Raw genomic sequence first — 20,549 nt, forward strand, 5'->3', positions numbered from 1 at the left:
TATTTAGCAACTTACGATTCATATTTATAATGTAGAGATATGTTATTTAGCTTATAAAATAGTGTCGTAGTTGCTATTTTTTTGTATAGGAGGATATATATATGACTCAAATTGTCAATATTGTAGGGGCTGGCTTAGCTGGCTCAGAAGCCGCTTATCAATTAGCGCAAAGAGGCATTCATGTAAATTTAATTGAAATGAGGCCAGTTAAACAAACGCCGGCACATCATACAGATAAATTTGCTGAATTAGTTTGTTCCAATTCATTACGTGGCAATGCGCTTACGAATGCCGTGGGTGTATTGAAAGAAGAAATGCGTCGAATGGATTCATTGGTTATAACTGCAGCAGACAAAGCGCGTGTTCCTGCTGGTGGTGCGTTAGCTGTAGATAGACATGATTTTGCAGGGTATATTACTGAAACATTGAAAAACCATCCGAATGTAACTGTAATTAATGAAGAAATTAACACTATACCTGATGGATATACAATCATTGCTACTGGTCCATTAACAACAGATCAATTAGCTCAAGAAATTGTTGACGCAACAGGTAAAGATCAACTATATTTTTATGATGCTGCAGCACCGATTATTGAAAAAGATAGTATTGATATGAATAAAGTTTATTTAAAGTCACGTTATGATAAAGGTGAAGCTGCTTATTTAAATTGTCCGATGACGGAAAAAGAGTTTAACAGATTTTATGATGCTTTATTAGAAGCAGAGGTCGCACCAGTGAATGAATTTGAAAAAGAAAAATATTTCGAAGGTTGTATGCCATTTGAAGTAATGGCAGCACGTGGACGTAAAACGTTATTGTTTGGTCCGATGAAACCAGTTGGCTTAGAAGATCCCAAGACTGGCGAAATACCATATGCAGTTGTACAGTTACGTCAAGACGATGCTGCTGGTACTTTGTATAATTTAGTAGGGTTTCAAACACATCTAAAGTGGGGTGCACAAAAAGAAGTACTTAGATTGATACCAGGTTTAGAGAATGTTGAAATTGTTCGATACGGTGTCATGCATAGAAACACATTTATTAACTCCCCTGATGTACTCACTGAAACTTATGAATTAAAAGGAAGAGAATCTCTTCATTTTGCTGGTCAAATGACTGGTGTAGAAGGTTATGTAGAAAGTGCAGCAAGCGGCTTGATTGCTGGTATCAACGTAGCTCATAAAGTTGAAAATAAAGGAAGGGTTATTTTCCCTAGAGAAACGATGCTGGGTAGCATGGCTTATTATATTGCTCATGCGAAAAATGAAAAAAACTTCCAGCCGATGAATGCCAATTTTGGTTTGCTACCGGATTTAGATGAAAAAATTAAAGATAAAAAAATAAGATATGAACAACTTGCTCATAGAGCTTTGACATATTTGGACAACTTTAAAGAAACATTATGATGTTAATATAGTGAAATATTGATTCAGAAAATTAAAAAAAGTTTTTCTCAATTTAATAGTTATGTTTCGCAGTTCCCTCTATCGATATGCTACAATTTATATCGATGGAGGGGTTTTTATTGGAAGAAATCCAACAAGCTTATTTATACATGCTTAAAGTAGAACGACATTTTTCTGAACATACATTGAAATCATATCATGATGATTTAGAGCAATTTAATGATTTTTTAAATCAAGAGCATTTAAGCTTAGCTAATTTTGAATATAAAGATGCTAGAAATTACCTAAGTTTTTTATATTCAAAAAACTTGAAAAGAACATCGGTTTCTCGTAAAATTTCTACGCTGAGAAGTTTTTATGAGTATTGGATGGTACAAGACGAAAGTGTCATAAATCCATTTATACAATTAGTTCATCCGAAAAAAGAACAATATTTACCGCACTTTTTTTATGAAGAAGAAATGGAAGCATTATTTAAAACAGTAGATAAAGATTTAAAAAAAGGATTAAGAGATCGTGTTATTTTGGAGCTTTTATATGCTACTGGTATCAGGGTATCAGAGTTAGTAAATATCAAAGAGCAAGATTTGGATATGAATTTACCAGGTGTTAAAGTTTTAGGTAAGGGTGGTAAAGAAAGGTTTATCCCTTTCGGTGAATTTTGTAAACAAAGCATTGAACATTACTTAGAAGCATTTAGTCCTAAAAAAGGTACTGAACACGACTATTTGTTAGTTAACATGAACGGTGCGCCTATCACTGAGCGTGGCATTCGTTATGTGTTAAATGATGTAGTGAAACGAACTGCAGGTGTAACAGATATACATCCGCATAAATTAAGACATACATTTGCTACACATATGTTAAATCAGGGTGCTGACTTAAGAACAGTGCAATCATTACTAGGACATGTCAATTTATCGACGACAGGTCGTTATACACATGTTACGAATGATCAATTAAAAAAAGTATATTTAAATGCACATCCTCGTGCAAAAAAGGAGAATTAAAATATGAGTACATCTATTCATGCGACAACTATTTACGCAGTACAACATAATGGACATTCGGCAATGGCTGGTGACGGACAAGTAACACTTGGCGAACAAGTTATTATGAAAAAAACCGCTAGAAAAGTTCGACGCTTATATAATGATAAAGTGTTAGCTGGATTCGCAGGTAGTGTGGCAGATGCTTTTACACTATTTGAAAAGTTCGAGACAAAATTACAACAGTTTAGCGGTAATTTAGAAAGAGCCGCTGTTGAGTTAGCGCAAGAATGGAGAGGCGATAAACAGTTAAGACAGCTAGAAGCGATGCTTATTGTGATGGATAAAGATTCAATACTAGTCGTAAGTGGTACTGGAGAAGTGATTGCGCCAGATGATGATTTAATTGCAATTGGATCCGGTGGCAATTATGCCTTAAGTGCAGGTAGAGCATTAAAACGTCATGCTACTGATTTAAGTGCGCGTGAGATGGCATATGAAAGTTTAAAGGTTGCCTCTGATATTTGCGTGTTTACGAATGACCAAATCGTTGTGGAAGAACTTTAAAAAACTTATATTTTAAAATATGTTGTAATAACAAAAAGTAAAAATTTATGAAATAAATGTATAATAAATAATGGATTTTTGAAGAAAATAAAGTAACGGAGGTATTTCTCATATGGAGTCGAATGGTATTAAATTAACGCCAAAAGATATCGTTTCAAAACTTAACGAATATATAGTTGGTCAAGATGACGCTAAACGCAAGGTAGCAGTAGCATTAAGAAATAGATATAGACGAAGCCTACTTTCTGACGAAGAGAAACAAGAAATTGCACCGAAAAACATTTTAATGATTGGACCAACTGGCGTAGGGAAAACTGAAATTGCGCGACGCATGGCTAAAGTGGTTGGTGCGCCTTTTATTAAAGTAGAAGCTACGAAATTCACCGAAGTAGGATACGTTGGGCGTGACGTTGAAAGTATGGTTAGAGACTTAGTTGATATTGCTGTTAGATTGGTAAAAGAGCAAAAGAAAGCGTTAGTTGAAGATGAAGCACGAAGTAAAGCAAACGAAAAATTAGTTAAACTTTTAGTTCCAAGCATGAAAAAGAAAGCAAATAGCACTAACAGCAACAACCCTTTAGAGTCTCTTTTTGGCGGAGCAATACCTAATTTTGGTCAAAATAATGAGGACGATGATGAAGAAACGCCAACTGAAGAAATCAAAACAAAGCGTTCTGAAATCAAACAACAATTATTAAATGGTTCACTTGAAGAAGAAAAAGTGAGATTAAAAGTCGAACAGGACCCAGGTGCTTTAGGTATGTTAGGTACAAATCAAAACCAACAAATGCAAGATATGATGAACCAACTAATGCCTAAGAAAAAAGTGGAAAGAGAAGTCCCTGTCAAAACTGCTCGAAATATTTTGACTGATGAATATGCGGATGAACTGATTGACCAAGAAACTGCCAATCAAGAGGCTATTGAGCTAGCCGAACAAATGGGAATTATTTTTATTGACGAAATAGATAAAGTGGCTACTAACAATCAAAATTCAGGTCAAGATGTTTCACGACAAGGTGTACAAAGAGATATTTTACCTATACTTGAAGGTAGCATGGTTCAAACTAAATATGGTACTGTTAATACTGAACATATGCTATTCATTGGTGCTGGTGCATTCCATGTTTCAAAACCAAGTGATTTAATACCTGAATTACAAGGTCGTTTCCCAATTCGTGTTGAATTAGAAAGCCTTTCTGTGGAAGACTTTGTAAGCATTTTAACTGAACCCAAATTATCATTGATTAAACAGTATGAAGCGCTACTCCAAACGGAACAAGTAACGGTGAATTTCACCGAAGAAGCGATTAAACGTTTGGCAGAGATTGCCTTTCAAGTTAACCAAGATACAGATAATATTGGTGCGCGTAGATTGCATACAATACTTGAAAAAATGTTAGAAGATTTATCGTTCGAAGCACCGAGCATGCCACATGCCGTTGTAGATATCACACCTCAATATGTTGATGATAAGTTGAAATCAATTTCAACAAATAAAGATTTAAGTGCATTTATTTTATAATATAAACAAAAAGGAGAAGTAATATGAGCTTATTATCAAAAACAAGAGAATTAAATACACTTTTGCAAAAGCACAAAGGAATCGCTGTAGACTTTAAAGACGTCGCACAAACGATAAGTAGTGTAACAGTGACAAATGTTTTCATTGTGTCAAGAAAAGGTAAAATTTTAGGATCAAGTTTAAATGAATTGTTAAAAAATGAACGTATTATTCAAATGCTAGAAAATAGACACATACCTGTGGAATATACAGATAAGTTAATGGATGTAAAAGAAACAGAATCCAATATTGGAATAGAAAGTGATCTTTCAGTTTTTCCACCTGAAAACGAAGATGTATTTAAAGATAGTAAGTCAACTATCTTTCCAATATTAGGTGGCGGAGAAAGACTAGGTACGTTAGTGCTAGGACGTGTACAAGACGACTTTTCTGAAAATGATCTTGTTTTAGGTGAGTATGCGGCTACAGTTATTGGTATGGAAATTCTGCGTGAAAAACATAATGAAGTTGAACAAGAAGCTAGAGATAAAGCTGCGATTAATATGGCAATCAATTCATTATCATACTCAGAAAGTGAAGCGATTGAACATATTTTTGAAGAATTAGGTGGTAAAGAAGGCTTGTTGATTGCTTCTAAAGTAGCTGACAGGGTTGGAATTACACGTTCTGTGATTGTTAATGCATTGCGTAAGTTAGAAAGCGCAGGAGTTATTGAATCACGTTCATTAGGTATGAAAGGTACGTTTATTAAAGTTAAAAAAGAAAAATTCTTAGATGAATTAGATAGAATAAAATAAAATGTAGAATCACTTTTAAATGTGATTGCTATATACGCTTTCATATCATTTAGTATATCCATGCGTTATGCGTTTATTTAGTGAATATGTAAAAAATAAATACAATATCATTTTATAATGGAAACTGCTTACTATATAAAGTGTTACAGTGATATTTGAATTGATAAAAATATGACTTGAATCTTCACTATTATAAATGAGAAATTATAAGCTGAACTATTGCTTTATATGTATGAATATGATATATTTATTCACGGCTATTAAGCCAATACGCACATAGAGAGCGGAAGTATAAAGGGTGCGATAAATTTTTATCGTGTTTATATGAGCTTTTTATGGAGGTAAAAAACCAATAGGAGGATTTTATTTATGGCAGTAATTTCAATGAAACAATTACTAGAAGCAGGTGTTCACTTCGGTCACCAAACACGCCGTTGGAACCCAAAAATGAAAAGATACATCTTCACTGAAAGAAACGGTATCTACATTATCGACTTACAAAAAACAGTGAAGAAAGTAGAAGAAGCTTACAACTTTATAAAACAAATTTCAGAAGATGGCGGAAAAGTTTTATTTGTTGGTACGAAAAAACAAGCACAAGAATCAGTGAAAGCTGAAGCTGAACGTGCTGGTCAATTCTACGTTAACCAAAGATGGTTAGGTGGTATTTTAACTAACTATAAAACAATTTCAAAACGTATCAAACGTATTTCTGAAATTGAAAAAATGGAAGAAGATGGCTTATTCGAAGTATTACCTAAAAAAGAAGTAGTAGAACTAAGAAAAGAATATGACCGTTTAATTAAATTCTTAGGCGGAATTCGTGATATGAAATCTATGCCTCAAGCATTATTTGTAGTTGACCCTCGTAAAGAGCGCAACGCAATTGCTGAAGCACGTAAATTACACATCCCAATCGTTGGTATTGTGGATACTAACTGTGATCCAGATGAGATCGATTATGTTATCCCTGCAAACGATGATGCTATCCGTGCCGTTAAGTTATTAACAGGTAAAATGGCAGATGCAATCTTAGAAGGTCAACAAGGTGTATCAAATGAAGAAGTAGCGGCTGAACAAAACATTGATTTAAATGAATCAAAAGAAGAAGCTACTGAAGCAGAAACAACTGAAGAAAACACTTCTGTTGAATCAAACTAAGAATAATGTAAAATGGGTGATAAGATATTTAAGCTTATCACCTTTTTTTAAAATAAATATATTAAAATTCATTAAATAATGGAGGAATATGAAATGGCAATTTCAGCTAAACTTGTAAAAGAATTACGTGAAAAAACTGGCGCTGGTATGATGGACTGTAAAAAAGCGTTGACAGAAACTGATGGTGATATTGATAAAGCTATTGATTACCTACGTGAAAAAGGTATTGCGAAAGCAGCTAAAAAAGCTGACCGTATCGCTGCAGAAGGACTAGTACATGTAGAAGAAAAAGGAAATGAAGCGGCAATCGTAGAAATTAATTCAGAAACTGACTTCGTAGCACGTAACGAAGGTTTCCAAGAATTAGTGAAAGAAATTGCTACACAAGTGTTAGAGAGTAAAGCTGATACTGTTGAAGCTTTATTAGAATCTGAATTAGCTGACGGTAAAACTGTAGACCAACGCATGAAAGAAGCAATCTCTACAATCGGAGAAAAATTAAGTATCCGTCGTTTTGCTGTTAGAACAAAATCAGATAATGATGCATTTGGTTCATATTTACACATGGGTGGACGTATCGGTGTATTAACAGTTGTTGAAGGTACTACTGATAGCGATGCTGCTAAAGATGTAGCTATGCATATTGCTGCGATTAACCCTAAATATGTTTCATCTGAACAAGTAAGTGAAGATGAAATTGCTCATGAAAAAGAAGTATTGAAACAACAAGCTTTAAACGAAGGCAAACCAGAAAAAATTGTTGAAAAAATGGTTGAAGGTCGTTTACGTAAATATTTACAAGAAATTTGTGCAGTTGACCAAAACTTTGTTAAAGATCCTGATCAAACAGTTGAAGCTTTCTTAAAATCAAAAGGTGGAAAACTAGTTGACTTCGTACGTTATGAAGTAGGCGAAGGTATGGAAAAACGTGAAGAAAACTTTGCTGACGAAGTAAAAGGACAAATGAAATAATATTTCATAGTTTGAACAAGAAAGAAGACACCTTTTTGTGCTCCGTATGAAAGACTTACTTTTATATTGGAAGTTCTACTGTGTCTTCTTTACTTGTATCAAATACATATTTTCACAATAGAGAGGATAAGACAATGGCTCAAACTTCTAAATATAAACGTGTCGTTTTAAAATTAAGTGGTGAAGCACTAGCAGGTGAAGATGGATTCGGGATAAATCCCATAATTATTAAAAGTGTTGCTCAACAAGTAGCTGAGGTAGCAAAAATGGATTGTGAAATTGCAGTGATTGTTGGCGGAGGTAATATCTGGAGAGGTAAAACTGGTAGTGATCTAGGTATGGATCGTGGTACAGCAGATTATATGGGCATGCTAGCTACTGTTATGAATGCTTTAGCACTACAAGACAGTTTGGAACAATTAGAGTGTGATACACGTGTATTAACTTCTATAGAGATGAAACAAGTTGCAGAACCTTATATTCGTCGTCGCGCAATTAGACACTTAGAGAAAAAGCGTGTTGTTATATTTGCTGCTGGCATAGGTAATCCATACTTCTCAACTGACACAACTGCAGCTTTACGTGCTGCTGAAGTTGAAGCAGATGTTATCTTAATGGGCAAAAATAATGTTGATGGTGTCTATTCTGCAGATCCTAAAAAAGATGAAAATGCGGTTAAATATGAACATTTAACACATATTCAAATGTTACAAGAAGGCTTACAAGTCATGGACTCAACAGCATCTTCTTTCTGTATGGATAACAATATCCCGTTGAATGTATTCTCTATCACAGAAGAAGGAAATATTAAACGCGCTGTTATGGGTGAAAAAATAGGAACATTAATTACAAAATAATTTAGAGGTGTATAAAATGAGTGACATAATTAATGACACGAAAACAAAGATGAAAAAATCAATTGATAGTCTTTCAAGAGAGTTAGCTAATATTAGTGCTGGTAGAGCAAATTCAAACCTTTTAAACGGTGTTACTGTTGATTATTATGGAGCACCAACACCTATTCAACAATTAGCGAGTATCAATGTACCAGAAGCTCGTCTTTTAGTCATTTCACCATACGACAAAACATCAGTGGCTAATATTGAAAAAGCAATTAATGCAGCAAACTTAGGCGTAAACCCATCTAGTGATGGTGAGGTCATTCGTATAAGTGTGCCTGCATTAACAGAAGAACGTCGTAAAGAGCTTGTAAAAGAAGTTAAAAAAATTGGTGAAGATTCTAAAGTTGCAGTTAGAAACGTACGCCGTGATTCGAATGACGAACTTAAAAAGCAAGAGAAAAACGGTGACATCACTGAAGATGACTTAAGAACTCAAACGAATGAAGTACAAAAAATAACTGACGATTCTATAAATGACATTGATAAATTATTAGAAGAAAAAGAACAAGATATTATGTCAGTATAAACATGGTAATTATGATATGTTTTTTGTGAGTAAATACTCAACATTAAGTTGTTTGGTATTGAAAATGAAGCATATTATAAATTTATCTGAACTGTATCAAATCAGACTTTGGTACAGTTTTTTTATTTGTTTATTCATTGCGCTTATCTAGTATGATAAAATGATAGATAATTGCATTTAGAAGCTAATTTAATAAGCAGAGATGATAACGCTCGGAGGAAATACCATGTTTAAAAAGCTAAACAAGAAAAAAAACCAGCCTAATGCATCCAACAATGAGTTGGATTTACATAATGTACCTAATCATATAGCAATTATTATGGATGGCAATGGACGCTGGGCTAAACAAAGAAAATTGCCTAGAATCAAAGGCCATTATCAAGGTATGCAAACGATTAAAAAAATAACTAAAGAAGCTAGTGATTTAGGTATTAAATATTTAACGTTGTATGCATTTTCAACTGAAAATTGGACAAGACCTAAAAATGAAGTCAATTATATCATGAACTTGCCGGTTAACTTTTTAAAAACCTTTTTACCTGAATTAATAGAAAATAATGTTAAAGTAGAAACGATTGGTTTTTTAAATGATTTACCAACTGCAACACTTGAAGCGATTAATAAGGCAAAAGAACAGACCAAAGCAAACACAGGATTAAAATTAATTTTTGCAATTAACTATGGTGGACGTGCTGAAATTGTCCATAGTGTAAAATCAATTTATGAAAAATTATCTTCAGAAGGCTTATCCAGTGATCATATTACAGAGCAATTGATTAACGAACATTTAATGACCCACGATTATCCTGATCCAGACCTTTTAATTAGAACCTCAGGTGAGCAACGAATTAGTAACTTTCTTATCTGGCAAGTATCTTACAGTGAATTTATATTCAATGAAAAATTTTGGCCAGATTTTGACAAAGAAGAATTAATAAACTGTATTAAAATTTATCAATCTCGTCAAAGACGTTTTGGGGGATTATAAATAGTTAGGAGAATAGTATGAAAGTTAGAACTTTAACAGCAATAATAGCACTTATTGTTTTTCTACCTGTATTGTTAAAGGGTGGCCTTGTACTAATGCTTTTTTCTTATTTATTAGCATTTATAGGTCTCAAAGAATTGTTGAATATGAATATGATAAAGTTCCTATCCATCCCAGGAATTATAAGTGCATTAGGAATATTAATTATTATGATACCGCAAGAAGCAGGTACATGGGTAAACGATTTACAATTAAAATCTTTAATAGCAATGAGTTTTATTTTACTCAGTTATACAGTACTTTCTAAAAATAGATTTAGTTTTATGGATGCTGCCTTTTGTTTAATGTCTATAGCTTATGTAGGGATAGGCTTCATGTATCTATATGAAACTAGATCAGAAGGATTACATTACATACTTTTAGCTTTCTTAATTGTGTGGTCTACAGATACTGGCGCGTATATTTTTGGTAGATTAATGGGTAAACATAAATTATGGCCTGTCATCAGTCCCAATAAAACAATTGAAGGGTTTATTGGCGGCATTATTTGTAGTTTGATAGTTCCGCTTGTAATGATGATGTTTATAGATTTTGATATTGCAATATGGTTACTACTGTTATGTACGGTTATTTTAAGTATGTTTGGTCAGTTAGGAGACTTAGTAGAGTCAGGCTTTAAACGTCATTTTGGTGTGAAGGATTCTGGACGCATTTTACCTGGTCACGGTGGTATATTAGATCGATTTGATAGTTTTATGTTTGTCTTACCATTATTAAACATATTCTTAATATAAGTGATTTTAAGGTAAACGAAGTGCCAATAAAATTGTATAATTGAACAATAAAAGGAGTTATGAATTTAAATGTCGATGAGAAATCAAATGAAACATTTAAGTTTTTAACTCCTTTTCATAAGTTTTTAAAATATGTTACAGAGAAATTAAGTGTTAAGTCATGATAATTTTTTCTACTGCATAAAGTTACGTGTATCAGCTAGTATTGTTATGTTATAATTTTATAATCAAAAGCATTAAAATAGCTTATATATTATAGCAATATAAAAAATAATGGAACAATCTTACGGAAAATATGAGGTGTATCAATTTGAGTTTTCTAGTGACAATTATTTCTTTTATAATCGTATTTGGTGTTCTTGTAACAGTTCATGAATACGGTCATATGTTTTTTGCAAAAAGAGCTGGCATTATGTGTCCAGAATTTGCAATTGGAATGGGGCCAAAAATTTTTAGTTTCAGAAAAAATGAAACTTTATATACCATTCGTTTATTGCCTGTTGGAGGATATGTAAGAATGGCAGGTGACGGGTTGGAGGAACCACCCGTTCAACCAGGTATGCATGTAAAGATAAAATTAAATGATAAAGATGAAATCACACATATCATTTTAGATGATCAACATAAGTTCCAACAAATTGAAGCAATGGAAGTTAAACAATGTGATTTTAAAGAAGATTTATACATTGAAGGTGTAACTGCATATGATCAGCAAAGACATCATTATCAAATTGCTGACAAAGCCTATTTTGTTGAGAATGGTAGTTTAATTCAAATAGCTCCCAAAAACCGACAATTCACACACAAAAAGCCTTATCAAAAATTCTTAACACTGTTTGCTGGCCCATTATTTAACTTTTTACTTACATTAGTATTATTTATTGGCTTAGCTTATTATCAAGGTACACCAACAAATACAGTTGATAAAGTGGCGCAAGATAGCCCAGCAGCACACGCAGGCTTAAAAACAGGTGATACTATCGTGAAAATTGCTGACAAATCTATCAATAGTAAATCTGATATAGATCAAGCAATATCACAGGTTAAAGACAAAAAGACACAAATTAAAGTAGAACGAGATGGTAAAACAGAAACCTTGCAAGTAAAACCAAAAAAATATGAACAAAAAGTAACTAAAACACATTCAGAAACTAAATATTTGTTAGGTTATACTGCTTCTATAGAACATACGGTATTTAAACCGATTACTGAAGGCGTAAAGCAAACAATTGTAGCTGGAAAACTGATATTTACCGCGATTTTAAGCATGATTGCGAGCATTTTCACCGGTCAATTTTCATTTGATATGTTAAATGGTCCAGTCGGTATCTATCATACAGTTGACTCTGTTGTTAAAACAGGTATTATTAATTTGATTTCTTGGACAGCTTTACTAAGCGTCAATTTAGGTTTAATGAATTTATTACCAGTCCCAGCACTTGATGGCGGACGAATCTTATTTGTAATATATGAAGCGATTTTCAGAAAACCATTAAACAAAAAAGCAGAAACGACAATTATTGCAATTGGTGCAGTATTTGTATTAATTGTAATGGTCTTAGTGACGTGGAATGACATTCAACGTTATTTCTTATAAAAGGAGAGCATGTAAATGAAACAATCTAAAGTATTTATACCAACGATGAAAGAGGTACCTGCAGCAGCTGAAGCTTTGAGTCATAGACTTTTGTTAAAAGCAGGATTAATCAAACAAAGTACGAGTGGTATTTATAGCTATTTACCGTTAGCTGCTAAAGTTTTGAATAACATTGAAAGTATTGTAAGACAAGAAATGGAACGTATCGACGCTGTGGAAATTTTAATGCCAGCGTTACAAAAAGCTGAACTATGGGAAGAATCCGGTCGTTGGAGTGCATATGGTCCAGAATTGATGCGTTTGAAAGACAGACATGGTCGTGAGTTTGCACTTGGACCAACACATGAAGAACTTATAACATCTGTAATCAGAGATGAACTTAAATCATATAAACAATTACCACTTACTTTATTCCAAATACAATCTAAATTTAGAGATGAAAAACGCCCGCGCTTTGGATTGTTACGTGGTCGTGAATTTATTATGAAAGATGCATATTCATTTCATGCTGATGAGACTTCATTAGATGAAACATACCAAGATATGTATCACGCATATGACCGCATATTTAAACGTGTCGGAATAAATGCGCGACCAGTAGTTGCAGATTCAGGTGCTATTGGTGGCAGTCATACACATGAATTTATGGCTTTAAGTGAAATTGGTGAAGACACAATAGTTTATAGTGAAAATAGTGATTATGCAGCTAATATTGAAAAAGCTGAGGTTGTATATCATCCCAATGAAAAGCATGATGAGGTAGCGTCATTAACCAAAATAGAAACACCTCAAGTACATACAGCACAAGCATTAGCAACATTTTTAGAAAAACCACTGGATGAAATCACAAAATCCATGGTATTTAATGTTGATGGTGAATTTATTATGGTACTTGTACGTGGTCACCATGAAATTAATGATGTGAAATTAAAAGCGTTCTTTGGTACGGATCACATCGAATTAGCTACAGAAGATGAAATTAAAAATTTATTAGGTGCATCTCCTGGTTCACTTGGTCCTATTTTCGATAAAAACATCAAAGTATATGCTGATAATTTTATAAAAGATTTAAATAATATTGTTGTAGGTGCTAATGAAGATGGTTACCATTTATTGAATGCAAACGTAGGGCGTGACTTTGAAATCGAAGCTTATGGAGACTTTAGATTTATTTTAGAAGGAGAGCCTTTAGCTGATGGATCAGGTGATGCTAAATTTGCCGAAGGAATTGAAGTTGGGCAAGTATTTAAACTTGGTACTAAATATTCTGAAGCAATGAATGCAACATTCCTGGATAATCAAGGTAAAGCTAAACCTTTATTAATGGGATGTTATGGTATAGGTATTTCTAGGACTTTAAGTGCGATTGTTGAGCAAAATAATGATGAAAATGGTATTATATGGCCGAAATCAGTAACGCCATTTGATTTACATTTAATTACAATCAATCCTAAAAAAGAAGAACAACGTGAATTGGCTGATCAATTATATAAACAATTAAAAGAAACATATGATGTACTTTATGATGACCGTAAAGAACGTGCAGGTGTTAAATTTAATGATGCCGATTTAATAGGATTACCAATTAGAGTAGTAGTTGGTAAAAATGCTGCTGAAGGTATCGTAGAAGTTAAACGACGTGATACAGGTGAAAGTGAAGATGTTCAAATTGATAACTTAAATAGTTATATTAATGATTTATACCTAAGTATATAAGTCAACAGTCAACTTTAACAAAATGATTGCTATCATATACGTTGCTAAAATTAAGATGTAAGTTAAAACATTAATACGCATATACTTTATATAAATGCATATCATTGCTAAAAGTATTAGATGAAACTTTTAGTTTAACCTGTACTTTAATGTTTGATCATCCTTAATTAGTGAGCGGGAAAGCGAAATCGAATGAATCATGTTTGATTTCATTCCCGCTCTTATTTATGATAAGAAACCATAATGTAAAAATAGTAAAGTTTAAGTATTAGAAATTAAAGGTTTTACGTTATAAGATAGATAATGTACAAAATACATACGCGACAGTTAAAGAAATTATATGAATTAGTAACGTAGTGTAATTAATAGTAAGGTGGTTATCGTCATGTCAATGACAAATCAAGAAAAATTCAAGATCTTAGCTGATCAAATTAAAATTGCAGATCATTTGGATCCAGAAATTTTAGCACAAAGTGAATTAACACGTGTAGATGTTAAAACAACGGATCGTACCTGGGTATTTCAGATAACATTTCCATATTTTTTACCAATTGAAGATTATCTGTTATTTATGAATGCAATTACTGAAGAATTTAAAACAATCGCTAAAGTCGATTGTAATTTTACAATCACAAATAAAGCGAATCAAGATGAATATGCATTGAAATACTTTAGTTATTGCATTGACCAAACAAAATTATCACCTAAAGTAAAAGGTCAGCTTAAGCAAAAGCGCTTAATTATGTCAGGGGATGTGCTCAAAGTCATGTGTCAGAATGATATAGAGCGAGATCATTTTGACAAAGCGTGCAATGGAAGTTTGATTAAAGCATTTCAACAATGTGGTTTTGCAATCAGCAGTATCATTTTTGAAACAGACCAAACATCTAATGGAGACGATTTGGCATCGTTAGAAGCACACATTCAACAAGAAGATGAGCAAAGTGCACGTGAAGCCACTGAAAAGTTAGAAAAGATGCGTGCTGAAAAAGCTAAACAACAAGATAATAATGAAAGTACTGTAGCTAAATGTCAAATTGGAAAACCAATTCAAATAGAAAATGTAAAACCAATTGAATCGATTATTGAAGAGGAATTTAAAGTTGCAGTTGAAGGTGTTATCTTTGATATTAATTTAAAAGAATTGAAAAGTGGACGCCATATTGTAGAACTAAAAGTTACAGATTATACAGACTCCTTAGTATTGAAAATGTTCACTAGAAAAAATAAAGATGATTTAGCTCATTTTAAAGCTCTCAGTGTCGGTAAATGGGTTCGAGCACAAGGCAGAATAGAAGAAGATACATTCGTACGTGATTTAGTCATGATGATGTCTGATATAGAAGAAATAAAAAAAGCAGTTAAACAAGATAAAGCAGACGAAAAACGCGTAGAATTTCACTTGCATTCGTCCATGAGTCAGATGGACGGCATTCCGAATATAAGTGCATATGTAGAACAAGCAGCTAAATGGGGCCACAAAGCTATTGCAATTACTGATCATAATGTGGTTCAAGCATTTCCAGATGCGCATGCTGCAGCAGAAAAAAATGATATTAAAATGATTTATGGCATGGAAGGCATGTTGGTCGATGATGGTGTGCCCATAGCGTATAAGCCTCAAGACATTGATTTAAAAACTGCAACATATGTTGTTTTTGACGTTGAAACAACAGGTCTATCTAATCAGTATGATAAAATTATCGAACTCGCAGCTGTAAAAGTACAAGAAGGAGAAATTATTGATAAGTTTGAACGTTTTAGTAATCCACACGAACGTTTATCTGAAACAATCAAGAATTTAACGCATATCACAGACGATATGCTCGTCAATGCACCTGAAATTGAAACTGTTTTAACCGAGTTTAAAGCGTGGGTCGGTGACGCGGTATTTGTAGCACATAATGCATCATTTGATATGGGGTTCATTGATACCGGTTATGAAAAAACTGGCCTAGGCGCATCAACTAACGGTGTGATAGATACACTTGAACTTTCTAGAACCATCAACACTGAATATGGAAAACATGGTCTGAACTTTTTAGCTAAAAAATATGGTGTAGATTTAACACAACATCACAGAGCGATTTATGATACTGAAGCAACAGCTTATATTTTTATAAAGATGTTAAAACAATTAGAAGAAGCAGAAGTTTATAATCATCAAGATATTAATAAGTCTTTATCAAATGAAGACGCTTATAAACGTGCTCGCCCAAATCACGTAACACTTATTGTGCAAAATCAACAGGGCTTAAAGAACTTATTTAAAATAGTAAGCGCATCTTTAGTTAAATATTATTATAGAACACCTAGAATTCCACGTTCACTTTTAGATGAATATCGAGAAGGTATTCTTGTTGGTTCCGCATGTGATGAAGGTGAAGTATTTACTGCAGTAATGCAAAAAGACCAATCTCAAGTGGAAAGAATAGCAAAATACTATGATTTTATTGAAGTACAACCACCTGCATTATACCAAGATTTAATAGATAGAGAATTGGTGAGAGATAATGAAACATTACATGAAATTTATCAACGTCTCATCCAAGCTGGAGATGTGAATGATATACCTGTTATTGCAACAGGAAACGCGCATTATCTAAATGAACATGATGGTATTGCACGTAAAATTTTAATAGCATCACAGCCAGGTAACCCGTTAAATCGTAGTACTTTACCTGAGGCGCACTTTAGAACTACGGATGAAATGTTAGATGAATTACATTTCTTAGGTGAAGCAAAAGCACATGAATTAGTTGTGAAAAATACAAATGACTTAGCAGACCGTATTGAACGCGTAGTTCCGATAAAGGATGAATTGTATACGCCCCGCATGGAAGGTGCTAATGATGAAATACGAGATATGAGTTATGCTAACGCCAGAGCATTGTATGGTGAAGATTTACCACAAATTGTAATTGACCGATTAGAGAAAGAGCTTGAAAGTATCATTGGGAATGGTTTTTCTGTGATATATTTAATTTCACAAAGACTGGTTAAAAAATCATTAGATGACGGTTATCTAGTTGGATCACGTGGCTCTGTAGGTTCGAGTTTTGTAGCGACAATGACTGAAATTACAGAAGTTAACCCATTACCTCCACATTATATTTGTCCAGAATGTAAAGAAAGTGAGTTCTTTAACGATGGATCCGTTGGTTCTGGTTTTGATTTACCAGATAAAAAATGTGCCACATGTGGATGTGATTTAATTAAAGAAGGCCAGGATATACCTTTTGAAACTTTCTTAGGTTTTAAAGGTGATAAGGTTCCTGATATCGACTTGAACTTTAGTGGTGAATATCAACCACAAGCTCATAATTATACAAAAGAATTATTTGGTGAAGATAAAGTCTTTCGTGCAGGTACAATTGGTACGGTGGCTGAAAAAACAGCTTTCGGTTTTGTGAAAGGATTTTTAAATGATCAAGATATTCACAAAAGAGGCGCTGAAGTTGATAGACTCGTAAAAGGTTGTACTGGTGTAAAACGTACAACAGGACAACACCCTGGAGGCATCATCGTTGTACCAGATTATATGGATATCTACGATTTTACACCTGTTCAATTTCCGGCAGATGATCAATCATCGGCTTGGATGACGACTCATTTTGATTTCCATTCAATACATGATAACGTTTTGAAACTGGATATATTAGGACATGATGATCCGACGATGATTCGTATGCTGCAGGATTTATCAGGTATTGATCCTAAAACGATACCTGTCGATGATAAGGAAACTATGGGTATTTTTAGTTCGCCAGAACCTTTAGGTGTAACTTCAGAACAAATTTTATGTAAAACTGGAACATTTGGTGTGCCAGAATTTGGTACAGGATTTGTGCGCCAAATGTTAGAAGATACCAAGCCAACTACATTTTCAGAGTTAGTTAGAATATCTGGATTATCACATGGTACGGATGTTTGGCTAGGTAACGCACAAGATTTAATACGCTCAGGAACTTGTGATTTATCAAGTGTTATTTGTTGTCGTGATGATATTATGGTTTATTTAATGTATAACGGTTTAGAGCCTTCACTCGCCTTCAAGACAATGGAATTTGTACGTAAAGGTAAAGGGTTAACTGACGATATGGTTGAAGCAATGGTAGACAATGAAGTGCCAGATTGGTATTTAGATTCATGTAGAAAAATTAAATACATGTTCCCTAAAGCCCATGCGGCAGCATATGTATTGATGGCAGTACGTATTGCGTATTTCAAAGTTCATTATCCACTTTATTATTATGCAAGTTACTTTACGGTACGTGCATCTGATTTTGATTTAATTTCAATGATTAAGGATAAAGAAAGTATTCGAAATACAGTAAACGATATGTATTCACGTTATATGGATTTAGCCAAAAAAGAAAAAGATACTTTAACAGTATTAGAAATCATGAACGAAATGGCGCAACGCGGTTATCGTATGCAACCAATTAGTTTAGAGAAAAGTAAAGCATTTGATTTTATCATTGAAGATGATAGTTTGATTCCGCCATTTATTGCTGTTCCTGGATTAGGCGAAAACGTTGCACAACGTATCGTTGAAGCACGTGAAGAAGGACCGTTTTTATCAAAAGAAGATTTAAATAAAAAAGCTGGATTGTCACAAAAAGTCATCGAGTATTTAGATGAACTTGGTTCATTACCTAACTTGCCAGATAAAGCACAATTATCAATATTTGATATGTAATCGAGCAATATATTAGTAGGTATGGAATAAAAAATGTTAAATGTATAAAATTTTGATATTAGTTATTGTCATACTATATGAAAATATATAGTTGTTTGTATAGGAAATGAACATATGGTATAATAATATTGCTTAAAAAATTAGACTCAGGCAGGAAGAGTGGGCGTTATACCCGCTCTTTTCTATTTGCCAAAAAAGGAGGTCAGTATGAGTAAAGTAACTGAGCAAGTTGAATCAATTATTCAACCCGTCCTTAACGACTTAAATTTTGAATTAGTTGAAGTCGAATACACAAAAGAAGGAAAAGATTACTTCTTAAGAGTATCCATTGATAAAGAAGGTGGCGTCGATTTAAACGATTGTGCCTTAGCTTCTGAAAAGATTAGTGAAATTATGGATGAAGAAGATCCTATTCAAGAAATGTATTATTTAGATGTAGCTTCTCCAGGTGCTGAAAGACCTATAAAAAAAGAAAAAGATTTCCAAAATGCTGTTACAAAACCAATATACGTTTCTTTATATGCGCCAATTGAAGGTGGAAAAGAATGGTTAGGTATCTTAAAAGAAGTAACAAGTGAAACGATTATTATGGAAGTAAAAGAAAAGTCAAAGAAGAAACAAGTTGAAATTCCAAGAAATAAAATCGCTAAAGCACGTCATGCTGTAATGCTTTAATGTGATGAGGAGGATGATAAGTCGTGTCAAGTAATGAATTATTATTAGCAACTGAATATTTAGAAAAAGAAAAAAAGATTCCAAGAGAAGTATTAATTGATGCAATTGAAGCAGCGCTAATTACTGCATATAAAAAGAACTATGACAGTGCAAGAAGTGTACGCGTTGAGTTAAACATGGATGAAGGTACATTTCATGTAATTGCTCGTAAACAAGTTGTAGAAGAAGTAATGGATAATAGAGAAGAAATTGACTTAAGTACAGCGCTAGTTAAAAACCCAGCATATGAAGTTGGTGATATATACGAAGAAGATGTAACACCAAGTGACTTTGGGCGTGTAGGTGCACAAGCTGCGAAACAAGCAGTAATGCAGCGTTTACGTGATGCTGAACGTGAAATATTATATGATGAATTTATCGATAAAGAAGATGATATTGTTAATGGTCTTATTGATAGAGTAGATCACCGCTATGTTTATGTTAATTTAGGACGTACAGAAGCTGTATTATCTGAGGCTGAGAGAAGCCCTAATGATAGTTATATTCCTAATGAAAGAATTAGAGTGTATGTCAATAAAGTAGAGCAAACGACAAAAGGACCGCAAATTTACGTTTCTCGTAGCCATCCAGGATTACTCAAACGTTTATTTGAACAAGAAGTACCAGAGATTTTTGACGGTACAGTCATTGTAAAATCTGTGGCACGTGAAGCAGGAGACCGCTCTAAAATCAGTGTTCATTCAGATAACCCAGATATCGATGCAGTAGGTGCATGTGTGGGTGCTAAAGGTTCTCGTGTTGAAGCGGTTGTAGAAGAATTAGGTGGCGAAAAAATTGACATTGTTCAATGGAATGAAGATCCGAAGGTCTTTGTTAAAAATGCTTTAAGTCCATCTCAAGTACTACAAGTGATTGTTGATGAAGCAAACCAATCAACTATTGTAGTTGTGCCTGATTATCAATTATCGTTAGCGATTGGTAAGCGTGGACAAAACGCACGTTTAGCTGCGAAATTAACTGGTTGGAAAATTGATATTAAATCAGAAAGTGATGCTAGAGCTGAAGGTGTTTATCCGACAGACGAAGCACTAGAAATAGAAGAAGATGAAAATATTGAACAGGATACAAACATTGATTTGGAAGATGTGAATATTGAAACGCATGACTTAAAAACGGATGATGAAACAGATAGCATAGATGAAGATGACGCTGAAAAATAATTTGGAGTG

Annotated in this window: 16 protein-coding genes; all 16 read left to right on the top strand. The window is 33.5% G+C overall.

All coding sequences use genetic code 11. The features are described from left to right. Positions 1–101 precede the first annotated feature (101 nt). The 16 genes from trmFO (at position 102) to nusA (ending at position 20,540) form a co-directional block, all read left to right on the top strand. Positions 102–1,409, top strand: a complete 1,308-nt coding sequence (gene trmFO, locus HMPREF2586_RS09000) for an FADH(2)-oxidizing methylenetetrahydrofolate--tRNA-(uracil(54)-C(5))-methyltransferase TrmFO (protein ID WP_070658428.1) — start codon at positions 102–104, stop codon at positions 1,407–1,409. Between the two features lie 119 nt (positions 1,410–1,528). Further along, complete coding sequence (gene xerC / locus HMPREF2586_RS09005) at positions 1,529–2,419, top strand: tyrosine recombinase XerC (protein WP_046208642.1); 891 nt, start codon at positions 1,529–1,531, stop codon at positions 2,417–2,419. A 3-nt stretch (positions 2,420–2,422) separates the two neighbouring features. After that, positions 2,423–2,965 carry an ATP-dependent protease subunit HslV gene (gene hslV, locus HMPREF2586_RS09010; protein ID WP_046208641.1) on the top strand — a complete coding sequence of 181 codons (543 nt, stop codon included), beginning with the start codon at positions 2,423–2,425 and terminating at the stop codon, positions 2,963–2,965. Between the two features lie 112 nt (positions 2,966–3,077). Beyond that, positions 3,078–4,490 carry an ATP-dependent protease ATPase subunit HslU gene (gene hslU / locus HMPREF2586_RS09015; protein WP_046208640.1) on the top strand — a complete coding sequence of 471 codons (1,413 nt, stop codon included), beginning with the start codon at positions 3,078–3,080 and terminating at the stop codon, positions 4,488–4,490. Positions 4,491–4,513: 23 nt separating this feature from the next. Then, a complete protein-coding gene (codY, locus tag HMPREF2586_RS09020) occupies positions 4,514–5,287 on the top strand; it encodes a GTP-sensing pleiotropic transcriptional regulator CodY (protein ID WP_046208639.1) in 774 nt (257 codons plus the stop codon). A 369-nt stretch (positions 5,288–5,656) separates the two neighbouring features. Continuing rightward, a complete protein-coding gene (rpsB, locus tag HMPREF2586_RS09025) occupies positions 5,657–6,448 on the top strand; it encodes a 30S ribosomal protein S2 (RefSeq protein ID WP_040030607.1) in 792 nt (263 codons plus the stop codon). Between the two features lie 93 nt (positions 6,449–6,541). Further along, complete coding sequence (gene tsf / locus HMPREF2586_RS09030) at positions 6,542–7,420, top strand: translation elongation factor Ts (protein WP_046208638.1); 879 nt, start codon at positions 6,542–6,544, stop codon at positions 7,418–7,420. A 134-nt stretch (positions 7,421–7,554) separates the two neighbouring features. Next, positions 7,555–8,277 carry a UMP kinase gene (pyrH, locus tag HMPREF2586_RS09035; protein WP_019468449.1) on the top strand — a complete coding sequence of 241 codons (723 nt, stop codon included), beginning with the start codon at positions 7,555–7,557 and terminating at the stop codon, positions 8,275–8,277. Positions 8,278–8,293: 16 nt separating this feature from the next. Further along, entirely contained in the window at positions 8,294–8,848 is a 555-nt protein-coding gene (frr, locus tag HMPREF2586_RS09040; protein ID WP_046208636.1) for a ribosome recycling factor, read from the top strand. Between the two features lie 226 nt (positions 8,849–9,074). After that, positions 9,075–9,836, top strand: a complete 762-nt coding sequence (locus HMPREF2586_RS09045; RefSeq protein ID WP_070658430.1) for an isoprenyl transferase — start codon at positions 9,075–9,077, stop codon at positions 9,834–9,836. 17 nt (positions 9,837–9,853) lie between these two features. Continuing rightward, the gene (locus tag HMPREF2586_RS09050; RefSeq protein WP_064209034.1) at positions 9,854–10,630 is read left to right on the top strand and encodes a phosphatidate cytidylyltransferase; all 777 of its coding nucleotides are present in this window, start codon (positions 9,854–9,856) and stop codon (positions 10,628–10,630) included. A gap of 310 nt (positions 10,631–10,940) precedes the next feature. Further along, positions 10,941–12,227, top strand: coding sequence for an RIP metalloprotease RseP (rseP, locus tag HMPREF2586_RS09055; protein ID WP_070658432.1), 1,287 nt, complete (start codon positions 10,941–10,943; stop codon positions 12,225–12,227). A gap of 15 nt (positions 12,228–12,242) precedes the next feature. Continuing rightward, positions 12,243–13,943, top strand: a complete 1,701-nt coding sequence (locus HMPREF2586_RS09060) for a proline--tRNA ligase (protein ID WP_070658435.1) — start codon at positions 12,243–12,245, stop codon at positions 13,941–13,943. A gap of 385 nt (positions 13,944–14,328) precedes the next feature. After that, positions 14,329–18,645, top strand: coding sequence for a PolC-type DNA polymerase III (locus HMPREF2586_RS09065; protein WP_070812718.1), 4,317 nt, complete (start codon positions 14,329–14,331; stop codon positions 18,643–18,645). A gap of 207 nt (positions 18,646–18,852) precedes the next feature. Then, positions 18,853–19,320: a ribosome maturation factor RimP gene (gene rimP / locus HMPREF2586_RS09070; protein WP_046208630.1), complete on the top strand. Its 468-nt coding sequence runs from the start codon at positions 18,853–18,855 to the stop codon at positions 19,318–19,320. 23 nt (positions 19,321–19,343) lie between these two features. Beyond that, on the top strand, positions 19,344–20,540 hold the full coding sequence (gene nusA / locus HMPREF2586_RS09075; protein ID WP_046208629.1) for a transcription termination factor NusA: 1,197 nt from the start codon (positions 19,344–19,346) through the stop codon (positions 20,538–20,540). Positions 20,541–20,549 lie beyond the last annotated feature (9 nt).

The sequence above is a fragment of the Staphylococcus sp. HMSC034G07 genome (genome assembly GCF_001835975.1).
Lineage (GTDB): Bacteria > Bacillota > Bacilli > Staphylococcales > Staphylococcaceae > Staphylococcus > Staphylococcus ureilyticus.